This window comes from Xanthomonas sp. NCPPB 2250, assembly GCF_056725265.1.
Genome location: NZ_CM161520.1, coordinates 1,278,003 through 1,299,185, shown reverse-complemented (window position 1 = coordinate 1,299,185; position 21,183 = coordinate 1,278,003). Strand labels below are relative to the sequence as shown.

At 70.7% G+C, this 21,183-nt stretch carries 14 protein-coding genes; 6 read left to right on the top strand and 8 right to left on the bottom strand.

Annotation, left to right across the window (positions count from 1 at the left end; genetic code table 11):
• Positions 1-90: 90 nt before the first annotated feature.
• Positions 91-954 (bottom strand): TrmH family RNA methyltransferase, encoded by an 864-nt coding sequence (locus AC1PMG_RS05415; RefSeq protein ID WP_481110918.1) that lies wholly within the window; start codon positions 952-954, stop codon positions 91-93.
• Between the two features lie 486 nt (positions 955-1,440).
• On the opposite strand from AC1PMG_RS05415, the gene AC1PMG_RS05410 reads away from it, so the two are divergent.
• Positions 1,441-2,502, top strand: coding sequence for a hypothetical protein (locus AC1PMG_RS05410; protein WP_481110917.1), 1,062 nt, complete (start codon positions 1,441-1,443; stop codon positions 2,500-2,502).
• A 42-nt stretch (positions 2,503-2,544) separates the two neighbouring features.
• On the opposite strand, the gene AC1PMG_RS05405 is transcribed toward AC1PMG_RS05410, so the two are convergent.
• Positions 2,545-3,102: a GNAT family N-acetyltransferase gene (locus AC1PMG_RS05405; RefSeq protein ID WP_481110916.1), complete on the bottom strand. Its 558-nt coding sequence runs from the start codon at positions 3,100-3,102 to the stop codon at positions 2,545-2,547.
• 156 nt (positions 3,103-3,258) lie between these two features.
• Between AC1PMG_RS05405 and AC1PMG_RS05400 the strand changes: the two genes are divergently transcribed.
• Positions 3,259-4,002, top strand: coding sequence for a polysaccharide deacetylase family protein (locus AC1PMG_RS05400; protein ID WP_481110915.1), 744 nt, complete (start codon positions 3,259-3,261; stop codon positions 4,000-4,002).
• Positions 3,999-5,120 (top strand): glycosyltransferase family 4 protein, encoded by a 1,122-nt coding sequence (locus AC1PMG_RS05395; protein ID WP_481110914.1) that lies wholly within the window; start codon positions 3,999-4,001, stop codon positions 5,118-5,120. The genes AC1PMG_RS05400 and AC1PMG_RS05395 overlap by 4 nt, the downstream gene beginning before the upstream one ends.
• 24 nt (positions 5,121-5,144) lie before the next feature.
• On the opposite strand, the gene AC1PMG_RS05390 is transcribed toward AC1PMG_RS05395, so the two are convergent.
• The 6 genes from AC1PMG_RS05390 to cysD form a co-directional block, all read right to left on the bottom strand.
• A complete protein-coding gene (locus AC1PMG_RS05390) occupies positions 5,145-8,270 on the bottom strand; it encodes an efflux RND transporter permease subunit (protein WP_481110913.1) in 3,126 nt (1,041 codons plus the stop codon).
• Positions 8,267-9,364, bottom strand: a complete 1,098-nt coding sequence (locus AC1PMG_RS05385) for an efflux RND transporter periplasmic adaptor subunit (RefSeq protein WP_481110912.1) — start codon at positions 9,362-9,364, stop codon at positions 8,267-8,269. The genes AC1PMG_RS05390 and AC1PMG_RS05385 overlap by 4 nt, the downstream gene beginning before the upstream one ends.
• A gap of 152 nt (positions 9,365-9,516) precedes the next feature.
• The gene (locus tag AC1PMG_RS05380) at positions 9,517-9,939 is read right to left on the bottom strand and encodes a hypothetical protein (RefSeq protein ID WP_481110911.1); all 423 of its coding nucleotides are present in this window, start codon (positions 9,937-9,939) and stop codon (positions 9,517-9,519) included.
• Positions 9,940-10,058: 119 nt separating this feature from the next.
• On the bottom strand, positions 10,059-12,737 hold the full coding sequence (locus tag AC1PMG_RS05375; RefSeq protein ID WP_481110910.1) for a M1 family metallopeptidase: 2,679 nt from the start codon (positions 12,735-12,737) through the stop codon (positions 10,059-10,061).
• A gap of 809 nt (positions 12,738-13,546) precedes the next feature.
• Complete coding sequence (cysN, locus tag AC1PMG_RS05370; protein ID WP_481110909.1) at positions 13,547-15,454, bottom strand: sulfate adenylyltransferase subunit CysN; 1,908 nt, start codon at positions 15,452-15,454, stop codon at positions 13,547-13,549.
• Positions 15,455-15,527: 73 nt separating this feature from the next.
• A complete protein-coding gene (gene cysD / locus AC1PMG_RS05365) occupies positions 15,528-16,436 on the bottom strand; it encodes a sulfate adenylyltransferase subunit CysD (protein WP_481110908.1) in 909 nt (302 codons plus the stop codon).
• Positions 16,437-16,631: 195 nt separating this feature from the next.
• Here cysD and AC1PMG_RS05360 point away from each other — a divergent pair, with 195 nt between their 5' ends.
• From AC1PMG_RS05360 to AC1PMG_RS05350, 3 genes are all read left to right on the top strand, one after another.
• Positions 16,632-18,506: an assimilatory sulfite reductase (NADPH) flavoprotein subunit gene (locus AC1PMG_RS05360; protein WP_481110907.1), complete on the top strand. Its 1,875-nt coding sequence runs from the start codon at positions 16,632-16,634 to the stop codon at positions 18,504-18,506.
• Between the two features lie 141 nt (positions 18,507-18,647).
• Positions 18,648-20,372: an assimilatory sulfite reductase (NADPH) hemoprotein subunit gene (gene cysI, locus AC1PMG_RS05355; RefSeq protein WP_481110906.1), complete on the top strand. Its 1,725-nt coding sequence runs from the start codon at positions 18,648-18,650 to the stop codon at positions 20,370-20,372.
• The gene (locus AC1PMG_RS05350; protein WP_010341781.1) at positions 20,369-21,109 is read left to right on the top strand and encodes a phosphoadenylyl-sulfate reductase; all 741 of its coding nucleotides are present in this window, start codon (positions 20,369-20,371) and stop codon (positions 21,107-21,109) included. Before cysI ends, AC1PMG_RS05350 begins: the two co-directional genes overlap by 4 nt.
• The last annotated feature ends 74 nt before the right edge of the window (positions 21,110-21,183 follow it).

The following is a 21,183-nucleotide window of genomic DNA, read 5'->3' as shown; positions in this document are numbered from 1 at the left end:
GCCGGCAGGCCCCTCGCAAACCCGAAACCGGCCGCCGCGCACACTATTGCGTAGCCAAATGCAGCCGCATCTCAGCGCGTGACGCCGTGCTCAGCGCGCCGCGCGCCCATGCGGATGCCGGCTGCGCCAGGTCCCCAGCAACACCGCCGTGGCGGCGGCCACGTTGAGGCTTTCCACCGCGCCGCTGCCGGGGATGGACAGGCGCAGATCGCAGGCCTGCGCGAAGTCGCGGTCCATGCCGTCGCTCTCGGCGCCCATCACGTAGACCAGGCGCTGCGGCAAGGCAGTGACGAACAGATCGTCGCCGCCGTCCACCAGCGTCGCGGCGAGGGCGAAGCCCGCGTCGCGCAATTGCGCCTGCGCCTGCATCGTGGGTGGCAGCCGCACCAGCGGCACCGCCTCGGCGCCGCCCTCGGCCACGCGCGCGGCGGCACCGGACAGTGCCAGTGCGGCCTGCTCCGGCAACAGGATCGCGCCCACGCCGAAGTGCGCCGCCGAGCGCAGGATCGCGCCGAAGTTGTGCGGATTGCCCACACCATCCAGCCACAGCGCCAGCGCCGGACCCGGCGCCAGCGCCTGCAGCCAGTCGGCCAGGGCCAGCGGCGCGACGCGCAGCACGTCGGCGACCACGCCCTCGTGATGGCTGCTGGCGGCGAGCTTGTGCAGATCGGCCTCGTCCACCACGCGGTAGCCGACCCGGTTGGCCACGCACCACTTCAGCAGCGGCTGCAATGCCGGAATCCGTGCCTCGCTCAGGTACAGCTTGCGGATCGCCTCCGGCCGCCGCGCGTACACCGCGCGCACTGCGTTGAGGCCGTACAGGCGCAGTTCGTTGCGGTTGGTCGGCGCCGCCGTACCCTCACCCCCGGCCCCTCTCCCGGGGGGAGAGGGGTGGCGCTCCGACGGCGCCGGCGGCCGCGAGCCGCGCGGGCGGTTGCCCCAGGGCGAGGTCATCGGCGTACGCCCGCGGCGCAGGCGTACCGCGCCGGCGCGGCACAGCGGGAACGAAGGGCATGACGCATGGGACTCTCCTGGAAAACGCACGGGGCGCGCGCCAGGGACGGCGCGCTGTGGGGATTTTCGCTCATCCGCGCCCCACTGGCTGCCCCGGCATGACGCAGCGCGGCCCCGAGACTTGTCTACGTCATGCCACGCAAAGCGCAACCCGCATTCCGGCCGCACCGTGAAGTGGTTCGCTCCCGCCTTCCACCGTGCGGAATTCGCGGCAGCGCATGCGCAAATCCGACAAGCCTGACGTGCGCATCGGGTCCATTGTCGCCGCTCCTTCCGCCACCACGCAGGCGCCATCGACCCACCATCACCGTGCCATTCGCTTCGCAGACGGGAGACCTGCGATGGCCTGCGCCGCCGCATGGCGTAGCGCCGTGTTCCGCGGGCTCCCGAGAACGCACTCCGCATTCTCACGACAAGGCGATTCCCATGCACTCCGACATCCGTCCGTTTTCCTCGTCCGCACGCCGCTGCGTGCACGCCGCCCTGCTGCTGATGCTGCCCCTGCTCGGCCTGAGCGCCAGCGCAGTGGCCCAGACCGCCGCGCCCGACGCCCGCCTGGCACGGGTCGGCGCCCTGCCCGCCGCGCACAAGCCCACCAACGTCCCCGACGACTACATCCAGACGCCGTTCGGCTACTTCGCGCCGGCCTGCGTGCGCTTGGTCCATCGCAGCGACAGCGTGCTCGCCGACGGCACCCTGCAGCATGCCGATGGCGCGCGCGAACAGGCGCAGGCCTGCACCCAGGACAACTTCACCCCCAACGGCACCCGCGTGCACCCCGACGGACGTGGCCTGGATGGCCAGCCGATCCGCACTGGTGCGGCGCTGCGGGCAGCGCGCGCGCGCGGCGCGGTGCCGCCGCCGATCACCCACGACTGGGTGCAGTCGGCCATCGACGTGACCGGCAACAAGATGGGGCGCATCGTGGCCAGCTGGACGGTGCCGCAGAACCCGACCAACGTGGCCCAGCAGACGGTGTACTTCTTCCCGGGAATGCAGAGCGACGATCCCACGATCCTGCAACCGGTGCTCGGCTACCGCGGCTACAACGACAGCTGGGACCTGAGCAGCTGGAACTGCTGCCAGGACGGCATGGTGTGGCACAGCGACTTCATCGCGGCCAGGGCCGGCGACCGGATCGTCGGCGACACCTACGCGACCTGCAACAACGGCCTGCCCTGCACGAACTGGAACGTCGACACGCGCAACGTCACCACCGGCCAGAGCGTGCGGCTCAGCACCACCTACGACATCAACTCCCGGACGCACCTGGTGGTGGGCGGCGCGCTGGAAGTCTATGCGGTGGACAGCTGCGACCAGTATCCGCCGGACGGGAGCATCACCTTCGATGCGATCGGCGTCTACGACTACCGCATGCAGAAGGTGGCGTCGCCGGCGTGGGTGTCGTATAGCGACAGCTCGGGCCTGGACGTGCAATGCAACTACGCGGTGGACACCACCGCGACCTCGGCCACCATTTCCTACTGAAGCCGTGGCCCGCGCGCGTCGCTCGCACGGGCGACGCGCGACTCAGGCCGCCGCCCCGGTCCGCGCGAACAGGCGCAGATCGCGCGGCTTTCCGTCGCGCAGCGACAGTTCGCGGCGCGTGCCGATCTCGGCGAAGCCGTTCTTCTGCAGCACACGCGCCGAGCCGTGATTGTCCGGCAGCACCAGCGCCTCGATCCGCTGCAGGCGCAGCGCCGGCACCGCCCAGTCCAGGTAGGCGGCGACGATGCGGGTCATCCGCCCCTGGCCCCAGTGCGCGCGGCCGAGCCAGTAGCCGAGCTCGGCCCGCTCCGGCGCCGGCTGCGCCGCCGCATGCAGGCCGATGCCGCCGCAGGCCTCGCCGCCGATTTCGATCGCCAGCACCGGGTCGTTCAGGTCGATCACCTGCCCGCCCAGGAAGGCCTCGCCGTCGGCGCGCGTGTAGGGATGCGGAAAGCGCCGACTGAGCCCGCGCGCCACCTGGGCGTCGTCGGCATGCCGGACCAGTGCGTCCAGGTCGTCGGTGCGCCAGCGGCGCAGCACGATGCCGTCCAGATGCAGCTGCAGATCGCGCCAGGGGGCGGCAGCGGCGGTCTCGGACATCGGCGGCTCCTGTGCTGGCGGAACGCCCAGCATAGCCGCCGGCCGCGGCGGCGCGATCGTCTACGGCTGAGGGTTTTACCCGACAGACCAGCGAAAGCCAGGCCCGGTAGACTCCCGCGCCGCACCTCGCCCTTCCGTCCAAAGAGCCGTTCCCCGATGCCTTCCGACACCGCCGCCACGGCCCGCATTCCGATCTTCATGTACCACAACGTGGCCGAGGCGCCGCGGCACCTGAAGGTGTACCGCAGCCTGTACGTGAGCCCGGGCCGCTTCGCCCGGCAGATGCGCCTGCTGCAGCGGCTGGGCTACCGCGGCGTGTCCATGTCCGACGCCATGCCCTATCTGCGTGGCGAGCGCCAGGGCAAGGTCGCGGTGGTCACCCTGGACGACGGCTACCTGGACAACCTGCACGCGGCGCTGCCGGTGCTGCAGCGCCTGGGTTTCACCGCCACGGTGTACATGGTCAGCGGCTGCATCGGCCGCCACAACGTGTGGGATGCGCAGAAGCTGGGCATCGAGAAGCCGCTGATGAACCTCGCCGAGCTGCGCCAGTGGCGCGCCGGCGGCATGGAGGTCGGCGCGCACACCCGCTCGCACCCGCACCTGACCGGCTGCAGCGATGCGGCGCTGCGCGAGGAGATCGGCGGCTGCAAGCGCGAACTGGAGGACCTGCTCGGCGAGGCGGTGCCACAGTTCTGCTACCCCTATGGCGATGTCGACGACCGCGTCGCCGACGTGGTGCGCGAGGCCGGCTACACCGCCGCCACCAGCACCCGCCGCGGCCGCGCCCCGGCCGGCTCGGACCCGATGCGCTATCCGCGCATCCAGGTCGCGCGCCATCACCTGCTGCCGCAATTCGCGCTGCGCGCCTTCACCGCCTACGAGGACCGCCGCGGATGAAATTCCTGTTCGTCGGCACCAATCCCGAAAACACCGGCGCGGCCACCCATTTCGTGGCGCTGGCGCAGGCGCTGGCCGGCGTCGGCCACCAGGTCGAAGTCATCGCCTGCGAAGGCGGCCTGATCGCCGACGAGCTGCGCCGCAGCGGCATCACCGTGCACGTCGGGCACTTCCGCAACGTGCTGGACCCGGACGGCTACCGGCCGCTGCTGCGGGTGGCGCGGCACAGCCGGCCGGACTGGCTGGTCGGCAACTTCGGCAAGGAATACTGGCCGCTGCTGCTGGCCGGACGCGCGCTGGGCATCCCGGTCACGCTGTTCCGCCACCGCACGCCGGCGATGAGCGCGCTGTCCGGCTACGCGATCCCGCGCCTGGCCGCGCGTTTCTTCGCGGTCTCGCACTACGCCCGCCAGGCCTACCTGGAGCGCGGCGTGCCCGAGGCGCTGGTGCAGGTGCTGTACAACCCGGTGACCATGGAGCGGCTGCGCCCGGATCCGGAACGCGGCCGCGCCATCCGCGCCGCGCAGGGCTTGCCCGAGGATGCGATCGTGCTCGGTTACAGCGGCCGCATGCATGCCGGCAAGGGCATCTTCCCGCTGCTGAAAGCCGCTGGGGCAGCGATGGCGCAGGAGCCGCGGCTGCACTGCCTGTGGCTGGGCGACGGCCCGGACGCGGCGCAGTTGCAGGCGCAGGCCGCAGCGCAGCCGCACGGCCAGCGCCACCGTTTCGTCGGCTGGGTCAACGACACCACGCCGTACTACAACGCGATGTCGATGCTGGCGTTCCCGTCGCTGGCGCCGGAAACCTTCGGCCGGGTCTCGGTGGAGGCGCAGGCCAGTGGCGTGCCGGTGCTGGCCAGCCACGTCGGCGGTACCGCCGAGACGCTGGACCCCGGGGTCAGCGGCGAACTGCTCACGCCCGGCGACGTGGACGGCTGGCGCGACGCGATCCTGCGCCTGTGCGACAGCGAACGGCGCCAGCGCATGGGCCAGGCCGGGCGCGACTTCGTGCAGCGCCATTTCGGTGGCGCGGTGATCGCCGCGCAGTTCGTGCATCTGCTGCAGCAGCCGCGCTGCGCGCCGCAGCCGCTGGCACCGTCGCGCGTCGATCCGGCCTGAGCGCCGCTGCCTGAGCGGCCCGGCTCAGGCGTGGCCGCCGACCGACGGGGTCTGCGCTTCCAGTTGCTGCAGGCGCTGCTGCACCGCATCCGGCGAACGCGTGTATGGCGCCAGCAGCGCGTAGAACGCCGGCACCACGAACAGCGACAGCAGCGTGGACACCGATACGCCGAAGATCACCACGATGCCGATGGTGGCGCGACTGGCCGACCCGGGGCCGCCGGCGACCACCAGCGGGATCGCGCCGACCACGGTGGCCAGCGAGGTCATCAGGATCGGCCGCAGGCGCACCGCCGAGGCTTCTACAATCGCGTCGCGCACGCTGCGCCCGGCATCGCGCAACTGGTTGGCGAACTCGACGATCAGGATGCCGTTCTTGGCCGCCAGCCCGACCAGCATCACGATGCCGATCTGACTGAACAGGTTGAGCGTACCGCCGCTGATCGCCAGGCCGATCAGCGCGCCGAGCACGCCCAGCGGCACGGTCAGCATGATCACCAGCGGGTGGATGAAGCTCTCGAATTGCGCCGCCAGCACCAGGTACACGATCAGCAAAGCCAGGGCGAAGGTCAGCAGCACCGCGCCGCCGGCCTTCTGGTACTCGCGCGATTCGCCCTTCCAGTCGAGCTGCGCGTAATCGGGCAGTTCCTCGCGCGCCACCTGCTGCGCCCAGGCGATCGCCTCGCCGAGCGGATAGCCCGGGGCCAGGCCGGCGTTGATGGTGATGGCACGCAGGCGGTTGAAGCGATGCAGGTTGCCCGGCTCGGCGACTTCGCGCAGGGTCACCAGGTTGGACAGCGGGATTAGCTGGCCGCTGTCGGCGCGTACCCGGATCGCCGCCAGGTCGGCCGGATCGGCGCGGCCGTCGCGACTGGCCTGCAGCATCACGTCGTACTCCTCGCCGTTGTCGACGAAGGTGGTGACCTGGCGCGCGCCCATCAGCGTCTCCAGCGCGCGGCCGATCTCGGTCACCGGCACGCCGAGGTCGGCGGCCCGCTGGCGGTCGATCTCCACGCGCATCTGCGGCCGGGTTTCCTTGTAGTCCGAGTCCGCCCCGACCAGGCCGGGGTTGTCGGCGATGCGCGCGAGCAGGCGGTCGCGCCATTGCGCGATCTCGGCGTAGTCGGGACCGCCGAGCACGATCTGGAACGGCTGCCCGCGGCTGTTGACCAGGCCGCCGCCGACCTGGGTGCGCGCACGCACGCCGGGCAAGGCGCGCAGCTCTTCCTGCAGCGTCGCGGCGACGTCGGCGGTGGCCACGTCGCGCTCGCTCCAGTCGCGCAGGAACACGCTGACCCGGCCGGTGTGCATCTCCTCGCTGGCGCCGAAGCTGCCGGGCACGCGCGGGTTGGCGCGCGCGATCGGCTGGCCGTCGCCGCGGTGGCGGTCGAGGATCGCCTCGACCTGGTGCATCTGCCCCACCGTGTAGTCGAAGCCGGCGCCTTCCGGCGCATCGATCATCACCTGGAACGAGCCGCGGTCCTCGGCCGGCGCCAGTTCCGAGGGAATCATCCGCGCCAGCAGCGCGCTGGCCGCCAGCGCCGCCAGCATCAGCGCGCCGAACACCCAGGCGCGGCCGACGTGGCGCTCGAGCACGCGCCGATAGCGCGCGCTCAGCCCCTGCAGCCGTGCCTCGACCCAGCCGTGCACGCGGTTGGGCTTCTCGCGCGCATGCGCCTTGAGCAGCTTGGACGACATCATCGGGGTCAGGGTCAGCGCGACGAAGGCGGAGATCGCCACCGCCGCGGCCAGCGCCACCGCCAGTTCGCGGAACAGGCGCCCGGTGTTGCCTTCGAGGAACCCGACCGGCAGGAACACCGCCACCAGCACCGCGGTGGTGGCGATCACCGCGAAGGCGACCTGCGCGGTGCCACGCCGCGCCGCCACCAGTGCCGGTTCGCCCAAGTCGACGCGGCGCTGGATGTTCTCCACCACCACGATCGCATCGTCCACCACCAGGCCGATGCACAGCACCAGGGCGAGCAGAGTCAGCAGATTGATCGAGAAGCCGAACGCATACAGCGCGATGAACGCGGCCACCAGGCACACCGGCACCGTCACCGCCGGGATCAGCGCCGCGCGCACGCTGCCCAGGAACAGCCAGATCACCACCAGCACCAGCACCACCGCCTCGATCAGGGTGTGGTAGACGCGTTCCACCGAGGCATCGATGAACACGGTGGAATCGAAGGCGACGAAGATCTGCGTGCCCTTGGGCAGGGTCTGCTGGATCTGCTGCGCGGCCGCGCGCGCGGCGCGGGCCACATCCAGACTGTTGGCGGTGGAGGTCTTGACGATGCCCAGGCCGACGTTGGGCACGCCGTTGCTGCGGAAGTAGGCGCGGCGCTCGGCCGAGGCCAGTTCCACCTTGGCCACATCGCCCAGCCGCACCACGTAGCCGTCGCGGCCCTTGCCGAGCGGGATCGTGGCGAAATCCGCCGGCGCGCGGTAGCTGCGCTCCACGCGCAGGGTGAAGTCGCGGTCGGCCGACTCCAGGCGGCCGGCCGGCAGTTCGACGTTCTCGCGGGCCAGCGCGTTCTCCACGTCGGCCACGGTGAGGTCGCGCGCGGCCAACTGGTCGCGGTCCAGCCAGATCCGCATCGCATAGCGCTGGCGCCCGCCCAGGCGCACCTGGGCCACGCCGTCGATGCTGGACAAACGATCCACCACGTAGCGTTCGGCGTAGTCGGACAGCTGCAGCGCGTCCATCGTGCTGGAGCTCATGTTGAGCCACAGGATGGCATCGGCATCGGCCTCGACCTTGGCGATCTGCGGCGCGTCGGCCTCGTCGGGCAGGCGGTCGAGCACGCGGCTGACCGCGTCGCGCACGTCGTTGGCGGCGGCCTCGATGTCGCGGGTGGCGCGGAACTCGATGCTGATGTCGGCCACGCCGTTGGAACTGCGTGCCTGGATCGTCTCGATGCCTTCGATGCCGGCCAGCGCGTCCTCCAGCACCTGGGTGATGCGGCTCTCCACCACCGCCGCCGAGGCGCCGGGGTAGCGCACCTCCACCGACACGATCGGCGGATCGATCGCCGGCAGCTCGCGCAGGGTCAGCCGGCTGTACGCCATCACCCCCAGCACCACCAGCAACAGGCTCATCACCGCGGCGAACACCGGCCGGGTGATGGAGACGTCGGACAGCTTCATCGCGCCAGGTCCGCCGCGGCGCTGCCGCTGCGCGCACCGCCACCGCGCGTGCCGGCGGCGGCATCGACCACCGCCACGCCCGGGCGCAGCTTGCCGGTGCCCTCGACCACGATGCGCTGGCCGGGCTGCAGGCCGTCGACGATCTCGACCAGGCCGTCGCGGCGCGCGCCGGTGCGCACGTCGGCGCGGGCCACGGTGGCGTCGGCGCCGACGCGATAGACGAAAGCGTCGCGCCCCACCTGCACCACCGCGATCTCCGGGATCACCAGCGCCTGCCGGGCGGGCCGATACAGGCGCACGTCCATCAGCATGCCCGGGCGCAGCGCGCGGTCGGCATTGTCGAAGGCCGCGCGCACGGTGACCGCGCGGGTGGCGCTGTCCACGCGCGCATCCACGGTGGCGACCTTGCCGTCGAAGGCGCGTCCCGGATAGGCCACGCTGCGGCCGCCGACGGCATCGCCCGCCTTCACCGTCGACAGCGCCGCCTCCGGCACCTGGAAATCCACGTAGACCTGGGCCACGTCGTCGAGCGTGGCGATGGTCGCGTCCGGCGTCAGCAGCGCGCCGGGGCTGACCTGACGCAGGCCGAGCACGCCGGCGAACGGCGCGCGCACGCTGCGGTCGCCGATCTCCGCGCGCATCTGCAGCACCCGCGCCTGCGCGGCATCGCGCAGCGCGCGTTGCGTGTCCAGTTGCGCGCGCGACACCAGCTGCCGCCCGACCAGTTCGCTCTGCCGCCGATACAGTTGCTCGGCCTCGGTGTAGGTGGCCTCGGCCTCGCGCAACGCCGCCTGCTGACCCTGCCCGCGCAGCGTCACCAGCGGCGCGCCGGCCGCCACCTCCTGGCCACTCTCGAAATGCACGCGCTCCACGATCTCGCTGACCTTGGCGGTCAGCGTCACCGACTCGCGAGCCTTGACCGTGCCCAGCGCGGCCAGGCTGTCGTTCCACTCGCGGGGCTGCACCGTCTGCAGCGTCACCGGGATCGCGGCACTGGCTGCGGCCGGCGCCGGAGCCTTGCCGCAACCGGCGAGCGCGAGCGAGGACAACAGGAGGCACACCAGGCGGACGCCGGCGCGTGGTCGGTGCGGCATGGAGATCCCGGACGCGTGGAGTTCGACCCAGTCTAACGGCCTGGCGTGACGGGCGTTGACACGTCGCGACCATGACCGACGACCCTTGCCGGCCAACGCATGCGCTGCGCGATGAGACGCAGCGCACGCGTGTTGCGGCTTGGGCCGCTCAATCAGTCCTTGCCGGTACGACGCCGGGTGAAGTACGGATAGGCCACCATGAAGGCAAGCGCCGATGCAGTCCCAAGCAGCATGCGCACCGCCTGCCCCAGGGTGTGCGGCACAGACAGGGCATGCGCCGACGCGTCATACCAGATCGCGTGCAGCATCATCAATCCGAACGAGGCCATCGGCAGTCCGAACACCAGCCAACCGAAAAAGCGCAGCGCCGGCGACGTACGCCCCTCGGCTAATTTGCCGACGACCTCTGTGCTGGCCAAGTGGTACTGGAACGGATCGGAGGTAGCGTATCTGGGCGGCGGTGGCGGCGCTGGCTCCGGCTGCACCGGCTGATGCGTCACCTGTTCGGTGCACGCCGGTTGGACCAGTTCGGCCACATTGGTTCTGGCCAACACGTCATGCAGCTTCGGATCCATGCATCCCCCGTGAACGTTGCCCGGCAGCGTCGTCCGCCACCGAATCCGCCATCCCTGCGCCTGCCGCGCGAGCGCGCGCCGCATCGCATGCGGGCGGCGCAGGGACCTGGCAATTGCAATCATTGCGGCGGAAAAGCGGCGCGCTGCCGCGCCTGCAGCGCACTGCACAGGCGAATGGTTTCGGCGGTCTGCGCAAGGCCGCGGTCGGCGCCGCTGAGTGCCTTCAGGCGCGGCGTGAAGAACGCCTCCAGCCGGTCCGCTTCGGCGGCATCGCAGCCACCGCTGGCCGCCAGCGCCGGCAAGCGACCGCCGTCGAAGGAACCCGAGCGCGCCACGATGCGATCGAAGTGGGCGGTGTACCAGGGCCACATCGAGGCGTGCGTGGCCGGCTCGGCATGCGCGCCCATCAGCAGGCTGTTCATCTCGCCGACCTTGATCGCATCGGTCAGAGCGAAATCGCGCACCTTCTGCAACTGCTGCGGATCCTGCACGGCGCCGAGCGCTTCGATCATCGCGTTGCGCTGGGCCGGTTCGCCGTGACCGCGCAAGGCCGCGATCAATGCGTCCACCGCCGGGGCGCCGCGCGCCTGCACCGCCACCGTCAGCGCTGCGCCAAGCAGATCCGGGTTGGCGGCGGCGAAATCCGGCGCGCCACCCTTGCCGGCCAGCACCGCATCGCCCTGGGCCAGCAGCGCCTGCCGCACCGCCGGCACGCCCATGGTCACCCCGAGCAGTTCGGCCAGATCGGAGCGCAGCGCCACGTCGTCATCGCTGTCGCCGGCGCGGCGCCGATCGCCCAGCGCCTGCAGGCGTGCGCCGAAAGCGGCGTCGGTGGCCTGGCGCAGCATGGCGCGCTGCGCCTCGTCGCGCGCCAGCACCCGCCAGATCCAGCCGATGCGGTCGTTCATCGCGGTGGCCACCGCCGTGGCCTTGGCCGGCGCCAGCTGCTGCATCGCCGCGATCACGTCCGCGGTATCGGCCTCGCCGGTGCGGAACGCGCTGTCGATGGCGTCGGCATAGGCCAGCTTCTCGGCATCGTCGAGCGCATCGAGATGGCGGCCGAGCGCGGCCAGTTGCGGCTTGGGCAGGGCGAAACGGTAGTAGCCGGTGCCGCCGGCGTTCGGCATCACCCAGCTGTCGGCATCGGCACCAGCGAGCGCGAGGCGGCCGTCGCTGGCGGACAGCATCTGGCAGGCGCGGCGCACGCCCTGGCGCGTGCCGTACTTGACGCAGACCGGCACGCCCCAGGTCTGCGCGGCGCTGCCACGCGACCCCAGCGGCAGGAAGCGCTGCTGGTGCAACTGCAGCACCGCCCCGCCCGCCTGCGGCTGCACACGCGCCTGCAGGTAGGGCACGCCCGGCTGATCGAGGAAGCTGCGGAACGCGGCCTTGACATCCTCGCCCTTGCCGGCTGCGGCGGCGATGGCGTCGACCAGATCGTCGGCAGTGGCGTTGCCGAAGCGGTGCGCGCGGATGTAGCTGCGCATGCCGCTGCGGAAAGTGTCCTCGCCGACGAACTGCTCGAACATGCCCAGTACCGCGGCGCCCTTGCGGTAGGTGATGCTGTCGAAGGCGGTCTCGATGTCGCCGTTGCCGGTGATCGGCTGGCGGATCTTGCGCGCGCTGACCAGGCTGTCGTTGTTCATCGCGTCATGCGCGGCGCTGATGCGGTCCAGGTCGGCGCGGTACTGCGGCCGCAGGCGCATGGTGATCTTCTGCTGCATCCAGGTGGCGAAGGCCTCGTTGAGCCACAGGTCGTCCCACCAGGCCATGGTCACCGTGTCGCCCGTCCATTGGTGCGCCAACTCGTGCGCGGTGACGTTGAACGAGCCCTCGACGTTGTGCCGCGGCGAATCGTCGTCCAGCAACAGCAGCCAGTCGCGGAAGGTGACGAACCCGGGGTTCTCCATCGCGCCGGCGGAGAAGTCCGGCGCGGCCACCAGATCCAGCTTGTCGAACGGATAGCCGAAGTCGTAGTAGTCCTCCAGCGCGGTGATGATCTCCGGCGTCTGCTGCAGCGCGCGCCGGATGCGCGGGCCCTGCCCTTGCGCGGCGACACCACGCAACGGGGTGGACTGCGGCCGCTGCGGCGTGGCCGGCAGCGCCGGCCCGTCGACCACGTCCCACGGCCCGACCGCGTAAGCCACCAGGTAGGTCGGCAGCGGCACGGTCTCGGCGAAGCGCACGGTCTTCCAGCCCTTGCCGGCCGGTTCGGTGGACGCGGCGCGGGTATTGGCCAGCGCCTGCTCGCCCTCGGGCACGGTCAGGCGTAGCGCGAACGGCGTCTTCAGCGCCGGCTCGTCGAAGCCGGGGAAGGCGTAGCGCGCGCTGATCGGCTCCATCTGCGTCAAGGCGTAGGCATGCCCCTGCGCCTTGACCTGGTACAGCCCCTGCAACTGCTGGTTGAACGGTGCGCTGTAGACGATGGTGAGGGTCAGCTCCTGCGGCTGCAGGGTGCGCCCGAAGGCGATGCGGGCCACGCCGGCCTGCGCGTCGGCCTGGGTGTAGCGCACCGGGAACGACGCACCATCGGCGGTGCGCAGCGTGGCCTTGCTCACCCGCAACTCCTTGCCGTGCAGCCACAGATGGTCGGAGGCGCGCTCCAGGCGCACGCGCAGGGTGGCGGTGCCGTCGAAGTCGGTGCGCTCCGGATCGATCTTCAGGTCCAGCGCATAGTGTTCGGGCACCGCCCAATCCGGCAGGCGTCCGGTCGGCACCGCATCGGGCGCCTGCGCACAGGCCGCGCCGCAGCACAGCGCGAGGACGGAGAACAGCACGCGACGGGACAGAGTTGGCATGGACGGGCCTTCGCCGATGAGGAGGGCGACGACTTAAGCATGCGCGGCCGCGGCTGTCACGTGATGGCGGCCAGTGTGACAACACAGGCGCTAGCGCGGCGGGAGTAGTTCGTCTTAGGAATCAACTGTCATGCAGCCGCGACGAACGATTCCTGCTGTGCCCCAACCTTGAAAGGCGTCGGGACTGAAGTCCCTCCCACAGTGAACTCGGCCAACGTATCGTAAGTCCCGGCAGAAGTCGTTCCACACGCGCGAATGACGCCCGCGGCTGCTGCGGAGGACAGCGTTGTTGCGTGCCCACCACGATCAACAGGCGACGTCGGCCACCAAGTACAGCGCATTCGCTTTGCTATCGCTGTTGCTTCGGCTTTTGACTTGCCGGGTTCCCTTCCGCAGCGGCGGCCATCGCGGGGAAACACCCGAAGGGCGGCACACATGGATGTGCGCCGTCCGCGGCAGGGGCAGGATGCCCCTTCCGCGGATCCCAGGGATGGACGCGGACCCGGAGCGCAAAGCGCGGAGGGCGCAAGGCAGGGCGCGCTTGACCAGCCTTCGGCTGTGGTAAAGCGCTTCTTTTGGTTACTTTTCTTTGCGCGAGCAAAGAAAAGTAACTCGCCCGAAAGGGCGAAAGCCGTTGCTGTTGCTTGATTTTGCTTGTCGGACGAGCGGAACTTGTAGGAGCGGCTTCAGCCGCGACCGGGCGTTACCGGGAAAGCGTGGTCGCGGCCGAAGCCGCTCCTACAAAGGGCGCTACAGGGGCACGGCGAGACGGTCGACACCTGCCGCGCCAATTGCCCCCCCTCGCCACCTCAGTCCTGCAGCCCCAGCACCGCCAGCACCTGCGCGGCCAGCGCTTCGACATTGTCGCCGTCGGCGTGCAGGTGCAGTTCCGGCCGCTCCGGCGCCTCGTACGGGGAGTCGATGCCGGTGAAGTTGGGAATCTGGCCGGCGCGCGCCTTGGCATACAGGCCCTTGACGTCGCGCGCCTCGGCCACCGGCAGCGGCACGTCGACGAACACCTCGAGGAACTCGCCCTCGCCGAAGCGCTCGCGCGCCAGTTGCCGCTCGGCGCGGAACGGCGAGATGAAGCTGACCAGCACGATCAGGCCGGCATCGGTCATCAGCCTGGCCACCTCGGCGACGCGGCGGATGTTCTCCACGCGGTCCTCGTCGGTGAAGCCGAGATCGCGGTTGAGCCCGTGGCGCACGTTGTCGCCATCGAGGATGAAGGTGTGGTAGCCCAACGCGTGCAGGCGCTTGTCGACCAGGTTGGCAATGGTCGACTTGCCGGCGCCGGACAGGCCGGTGAACCACAGCACCTTCGGTGTCTGTCCCTTGATCCGCGCGCGCGCGGCCTTGTCCACGTCCAGGTGCTGCCAGTGCACGTTGCCGGCGCGGCGCAGCGCGAAATCCAGGGTCCCGGCGGCGACGGTGGCGTTGCTGTGACGGTCGATCAGGATGAAGCCGCCGAGCGCGCGATCCTGCGCGTACGGGGCGAAGGCGATGGGCTGGTCCAGCGCCAGGTTGCAGTAGCCGACCTCGTTGAGTTCCAGGCGCTTGGCCGCCAGCCGCTCCTGCGTGTTGACGTCGATGCGGTGCTTGACCTCGGTGACGCTGGCGGCCACGGTGCGCGCGCCGATCTTCAGCCAGTACGGGCGACCCGGCAGCAGCGCGGCATCGTCCATCCACAGCACGTGCGCGGCGAACTGGTCGGCCACCTCCGGCGGATCGCCGGCAGCGGCAATCACATCGCCACGGCTGACGTCGATCTCCTCGGTCAGGGTCAGGGTCACCGCCTGCCCGGCCACCGCGCGCGGCACTGGTTCGGCGCCGATCAGCACCTGCGCGACCTGCGCGCGCCGCGCCGACGGCAGCACCACCACCGCATCGCCGGGCTGCACCGCGCCGGCCGCCACGGTGCCGGCGAAGCCACGGAACTGCGCGTGCGGGCGGTTGACCCACTGCACCGGTAGGCGCAGGCCGCCGTCGCCGCCGCGCGCGTCCAGTTGCACGCCTTCCAGGTGTTCGAGCAGCGCCGGGCCGGCATACCAGGGCATGCGCGCCGAACGCTGCGAGAGGTTGTCGCCCTCCAGCGCCGACAGCGGGATGCACTGCACATCGGCGATGCCCAGCTGCGCAGCGAGCGCGCGGTACTCGGCGGCGATCGTCTCGAACGTCTCCTGCGCGAAGCCGACCAGATCCATCTTGTTGACCGCCAGCACCACGTGGCGGATGCCCAGCAGCGCGACGATGTAGCTGTGCCGGCGGGTCTGGGTCAGCACGCCCTTGGCGGCGTCGACCAGCACCACCGCCACGTCGGCGGTGGAGGCGCCGGTGGCCATGTTGCGGGTGTACTGCGCGTGCCCCGGGCAATCGGCAACGATGAACTTGCGCCGGTCGGTATCGAAATAGCGGTAGGCCACGTCGATGGTGATGCCCTGCTCGCGCTCGGCGGCCAGGCCATCCAGCAGCAGCGCATAGTCGATGGCTCCGCCGCGGGTGCCGTGGCGCTTGCTGTCGGCACCGAGCGCAGCCAGTTGGTCGTCGAACAGCCGCTTGCTGTCGTACAGCAAGCGTCCGATCAGCGTGCTCTTGCCGTCGTCGACGCTGCCGCAAGTGATGAAGCGCAGCAGCGGCTTGTGTTCGTGCTGTTGCAGGTAGGCGGCGACTGCGTCGCCGCCTACGGGATTGGGGATTGGGGATTGGGGAGTCGTCACGGCGTCCCCTCCCGATACCGCATCCGTCGCCGGACTGCGCTCTTGCGAATCCCCACTCCCGAATCCCGGCTCATCAAAAATAGCCCTCCACCTTCTTCTGCTCCATCGACGCACCCGGATCCTGGTCGATGATCCGGCCCTGGCGTTCGGAGGTGGTGGCCTGCAGCATCTCGGCGATGATCTTCTCCAGGGTGTCGGCCTGCGACTCGATCGCGCCGGTCAACGGGTAGCAGCCGAGGGTGCGGAAGCGCACGCGGCGCAGCTGCGGGGTTTCGCCGGGACGCAGCGGCAGGCGCGCGTCGTCGACCATGATCAGTGCGCCGTCGCGCTCCACCACCGGGCGTTCGGCGGCGAAGTACAGCGGCACCACCGGAATCGCTTCGCGGTAGATGTACAGCCAGATGTCCAGTTCGGTCCAGTTGGACAGCGGGAACACGCGCACGCTCTCGCCGGGATGGATGCGCGGGTTGTACAGATTCCACAGCTCCGGACGCTGCTGCTTGGGATCCCAGCGGTGGTGCGCGTTGCGGAACGAGAACACGCGCTCCTTGGCCCGCGCCTTCTCCTCGTCGCGGCGCGCGCCGCCGATGGCGGCATCGAACTTCCACAGGTCCAGCGCCTGCTTCAGCGCCTGGGTCTTCATCACGTCGGTGTGCACGCTGGCGCCGTGGCTGAACGGGCCGACGTCCTGGGCGACGCCATCGGGATTGATGTGCACGCGCAGCTCCACGCCGGTCTCGGCGGCGCGGCAGTCGCGGAAGGCGATCATCTCGCGGAACTTCCAGCGCGTGTCCACGTGCAGCAGCGGGATCGGCGGCGGCGCCGGCGCGAACGCCTTGAGCAGCAGGTGCAGCAGTACCGAGCTGTCCTTGCCCACCGAATACAGCAGCACCGGGTTGCGGAACTCGGCAGCGACCTCGCGCAGGATGTGGATGCTCTCGGCCTCTAGGCGGTCGAGGTGGGACAGGGGGAACGCACTCATCGAGACGGCGGCGGCAGGCAGTGGGAGACCGGACCGAAGCGTAGCAGCGGTCGTGGCAGTCGGGGCGGCAGTGTGCGTCGCGCCGGCCGCCCGGCAGAAATAAGCCCCGGGCATGAGCCGATAACCCCTGTTCCTTTCTGCACCGCGCAACGCTTCCCTAACATCGGTCATCCCTTCCCAACCCCCGGACCGGCCATGACCGCCGCCTCGCCCGCGTTGCCGCCCAGCCCCTTGCCCGAGGAGCGCAAGGCACTGCTGGCGCGGACCGTGGAGGGCCTGGACGCGGCCGGCCTGTGGTGGCTGTCCGGCTACGCCGCCGGCCTGGCCCAGGCACAGGGCCCCGCAACGCCGGCGCTGGCCGTAGTCGCCGGCGCCGCCGCGTCACCCTCGCCGGCGCCGCAGTTGAGCATCGTCTACGGCAGCCAGACCGGCAACGCGCGCCGCGCCGCCGAACAGGTGGCCGCCGAGGCCGAGGCGGCCGGGCTGGCGGTGCGCCTGCTGCGCGCCGACGTCTATCCCACCCGCGAGCTGGGCAACGAACGCCTGCTGTACGTGGTCATCAGCACCCAGGGCGAGGGCGACCCGCCGGACGATGCGATCGGCTTCGTCGAGTTCCTGCAGGGTCGGCGCGCGCCAAAGCTGCCGCAGCTGCAGTACGCCGTGCTCGGCCTGGGCGATTCCAGCTACGCCGATTTCTGCGGCATCGCCCGGCGCCTGGACGCGCGCCTGGCCGAACTCGGCGCGCAGCGGCTGCTGCCGCTGGGCGAGGCCGACCTGGAGATCGAGACGGTGGCGGCACCGTGGCGCGCGCAGGCGCTGGCGCAGGCACGCGACATCCTCGGCCGCACGCCGGCGACGCCGTCGGCCACGGTGACCCCGCTGCGCGGCGCTGTGGCCGCGCCGTGGAGCCGCACCCAGCCGTTCGCCGCCGAGGTCCTGGCCAACCAGCCGATCAGCGGCCGCGACTTCAAGGGCCCGCGCTACGCCGCGCACGGCCCGGCCGACAAGGACGTGCGCCACCTGGAGCTGTCGCTGGCCGGCAGCGGCCTGCACTACGAACCCGGCGATGCCCTGGGCGTGCGCCATCGCAACCCGCCTGCGCTGGTCGAGGCGGTGTTGACCGCGACGCGACTGGACGGTCACGTCGAACTCACCGCCGATGGGCAGACACTGTCCCTGCACGAGTGGCTCAGCGGCCACCGCGAACTGACCCGGGCCTCTCGCCCGTTGCTCAGCGCGGTCGCCGAACGCGCCGGCGCGACCGCGCTGGCCGAGCTGCTCGACCCCACCCAGACCGCCGGCCTGGCGGCGCTGCTCGCCGATCATCAAGTGATCGACGTGCTGCGTCGCTGGCCGGCGGATTGGGACCACGCCGCGCTGCTGCAGGCGCTGCGGCCGATGGTCCCGCGCCTGTACTCGATCGCCTCCAGCCGCAAGCGGGTCGGCGACGAAGCCCACCTCACCGTCGACGTGCTGGCCTACGACGCCCACGGCCATGCGCACGGCGGTGCCGCCAGCGGCTACCTGGCCGCCCTGGCCGAAGGCGACAGCGCGCCGGTGTACATCGAACCCAACGAACGCTTCAGAGTGCCGGCCGACGGCAGCCGCGACATCCTGATGATCGGCCCCGGCACCGGCGTGGCGCCGTTCCGCGGCTTCGTGCAGGAACGCGCCGAGAGCGGCGCCAGCGGCCGCAACTGGCTGTTCTTCGGCGCCCGCCACTTCAACCGCGACTTCCTCTACCAGGCCGAATGGCAACAGGCGCTGCGCAGCGGCGAACTGCACCGGCTGGACCTGGCGTTCTCGCGCGACGTGCAACCGCTGCGCGGGAACACCGCTCCTTCCAAGGTCTACGTGCAGCAGCGCCTGCGCGAACACGGCCGCGCCGTCTACGACTGGCTGCAGAACGGCGCGCACCTGTACGTGTGCGGCGCCATCGGCATGGGCAAGGACGTGCACGCCACCCTGCTGGAGCTCGTCGCCGAACACGGCGCCCACAGCCCCGAGGACGCCGCGGCCTACCTCAGCCAACTGCAGCGGGAGGGGCGGTATGCGCGTGATGTCTATTGAGGCGGGGATTGGGGAGTCGGGATTGGGGATTCGCAAGAGCCGCTCTCCCTGCACTGAGAACTGTCGAAGGTCCTAATCCTTCAGCACACGTCTGCTCGCTTCACCAATCCCGAATCCCGAATCCCCAATCCCGGCCCCTCAATGTCCCACTCCGTCGAAGACATCAAGCACCACAGCCAGCGCTTGCGCGGGTCGCTGCTGCAGAGCCTGGCCGATCCGGTCACTGGGGCGCTGCGCGAGGACGATCAGACGCTGATCAAGTACCACGGCAGCTACCAGCAGGACGACCGCGATCTGCGCGAGGAGCGGCGCCGGCAGAAGCTGGAGCCGGCCTACCAGTTCATGATCCGCACGCGCACCCCGGGCGGGGTGGTCGATCCGGCGCAGTGGCTCAAGCTCGATGCCATCGCCACCACCTACGGCAACCACTCGCTGCGCGTCACCACGCGTCAGGCGTTCCAGTTCCACGGGGTGATCAAGCGCGAGCTGAAGGCGACCATGCAGGCGATCAACGCCGCGCTGATCGATACCCTGGCCGCCTGCGGCGACGTCAACCGCAACGTGCAGGTCGCCGCCAATCCGCTGGCCTCGCAGGCGCACGCCACGCTCTACGCCGACGCCGCGCGCGTGTCCGAACACCTGCTGCCCAACACCCGCGCCTACTACGAGATCTGGCTGGACGAGGAGCAGGTCGCCGGCAGCGGCCAGGAGGACGAGCCGATCTACGGCAACGCCTACCTGCCGCGCAAGTTCAAGATCGGCTTCGCGCTGCCGCCGGTCAACGACGTCGACGTGTTCGCCAACGACCTGGGCTTCATCGGCGTGCTCGACGCCGACGGCACGCTGGCCGGCTACAACGTCAGCCTCGGCGGCGGCATGGGCGCCAGCCATGGCGATGCGGAGACCTACCCGCGTGTGGCCAACGTGGTCGGCTTCATCGACCGCGCGCACCTGCTCGACGTCGCCACCGCGGTGGTGACCACCCAGCGCGACCTGGGCAACCGCACGGTGCGCAAGCGCGCGCGCTTCAAGTACACCATCGACGACCACGGCCTGGACACGGTGCTGGCGGAGATCGAGCGACGCGCCGGCGTGCGCCTGCAGGCCACGCGCGACTTCGTCTTCGAACACAACGGCGACCGTGCCGGCTGGCAGGCCGGCGAGGACGGCCGCTGGCACCTGACCCTGTCGCTGCCGGCCGGGCGCATCGCCGACCATGCCGACGGCGTGCAGCACCTCAGCGGCCTGCGCGCGATCGCCGCGCTGCTGCGCGACGCCGGCGACGGCGCGCACTTCCGCATGACCGCGAACCAGAACCTGGTGATCGCCGGCGTTCCCGCGGCGCAACGCGAGGCGATCGACGCGCTGGTGCGCGCGCATGCGCTGGACGCCGGCAACCGCGCACCCACCGCCCTGGCGCGCGCGGCGATGGCCTGCGTGGCCCTGCCCACCTGCGGCCTGGCGATGGCCGAGGCCGAGCGCTACCTGCCGGCCTTCGCCGCGCAGCTGCAGCCATTGCTGGCCCGCCACGGTCTGGAAGACGCACCGATCCTGCTGCGCCTCTCCGGCTGCCCGAACGGCTGCTCGCGGCCGTACCTGGCCGAGATCGCCCTGGTCGGCAAGGCGCCGGGCCGCTACAACCTGATGCTCGGCGGCGACCACCGCGGCCAGCGCCTCAACACCCTGTACCGCGAGAACATCGCCGAGCCGGAGATCCTCGCCGCGCTGGAACCGCTGTTCGCGCGCTATGCCAACGAGCGGCATGAGGACGAGCGCTTCGGCGATTTCCTGCACCGCACCGGCGTGGTCGAGTTGCCCGCCTATCCCACCCACCGTCACCTGATTCCGTCGGAACTGCACGCATGAGCGCTCTGCCCGCCGCCTCCCAAGACGCCTCCGCCAACGCACCGGTGCCGGCCCTGGATCTCGATGCCGCCAATGCGCTGCTGGCGACGCTGTCCGCGCCCGAGCGCGTGGCCTGGGCGCTGCAGCACGGCCCGGCCGAAGCGGCGCTGTCGTCCAGCTTCGGCGCGCAATCGGCCGCCACCCTGCACCTGCTGACCCGGCAGCGCCCGGACATCCCGGTGATCCTGATCGACACCGGCTACCTGTTCGCCGAGACCTACCGCTTCGCCGACGCGCTGACCGAGCGGCTCAAGCTCAATCTCAAGATCTATCGCCCGCTGGTCAGCCGCGCCTGGATGGAAGCGCGCCACGGCCGCCTGTGGGAACAGGGCATGGTCGGCATCGAGCAGTACAACAATCTGCGCAAGGTCGAGCCGATGCGTCGCGCCCTGGACGAACTGAAGGTCGGCACCTGGTTCACCGGCCTGCGCCGCAGCCAGTCCGACAGCCGCGCGCAGACCCCGTTCGTGCAGAAGCGCGGCGAGCGCTACAAAATCAACCCGATCGCCGATTGGAGCGATCGCGACCTGTGGCAATACATGCAGCAGCACGACCTGCCCTATCACCCGCTGTGGGAACAGGGCTACGTCTCCATCGGCGACTTCCACACCACCCGCCGCTGGGAACCGGGCATGCGCGAGGAAGACACCCGCTTCTTCGGCCTCAAGCGCGAGTGTGGCATCCACGAGGATCTGTGACGCGCCCGAACGCGCGCCCGGCTTTTTTCTGCCTTCGCAGGAGTGGATTCAGCTGCGAAAGACGTTACCGACCA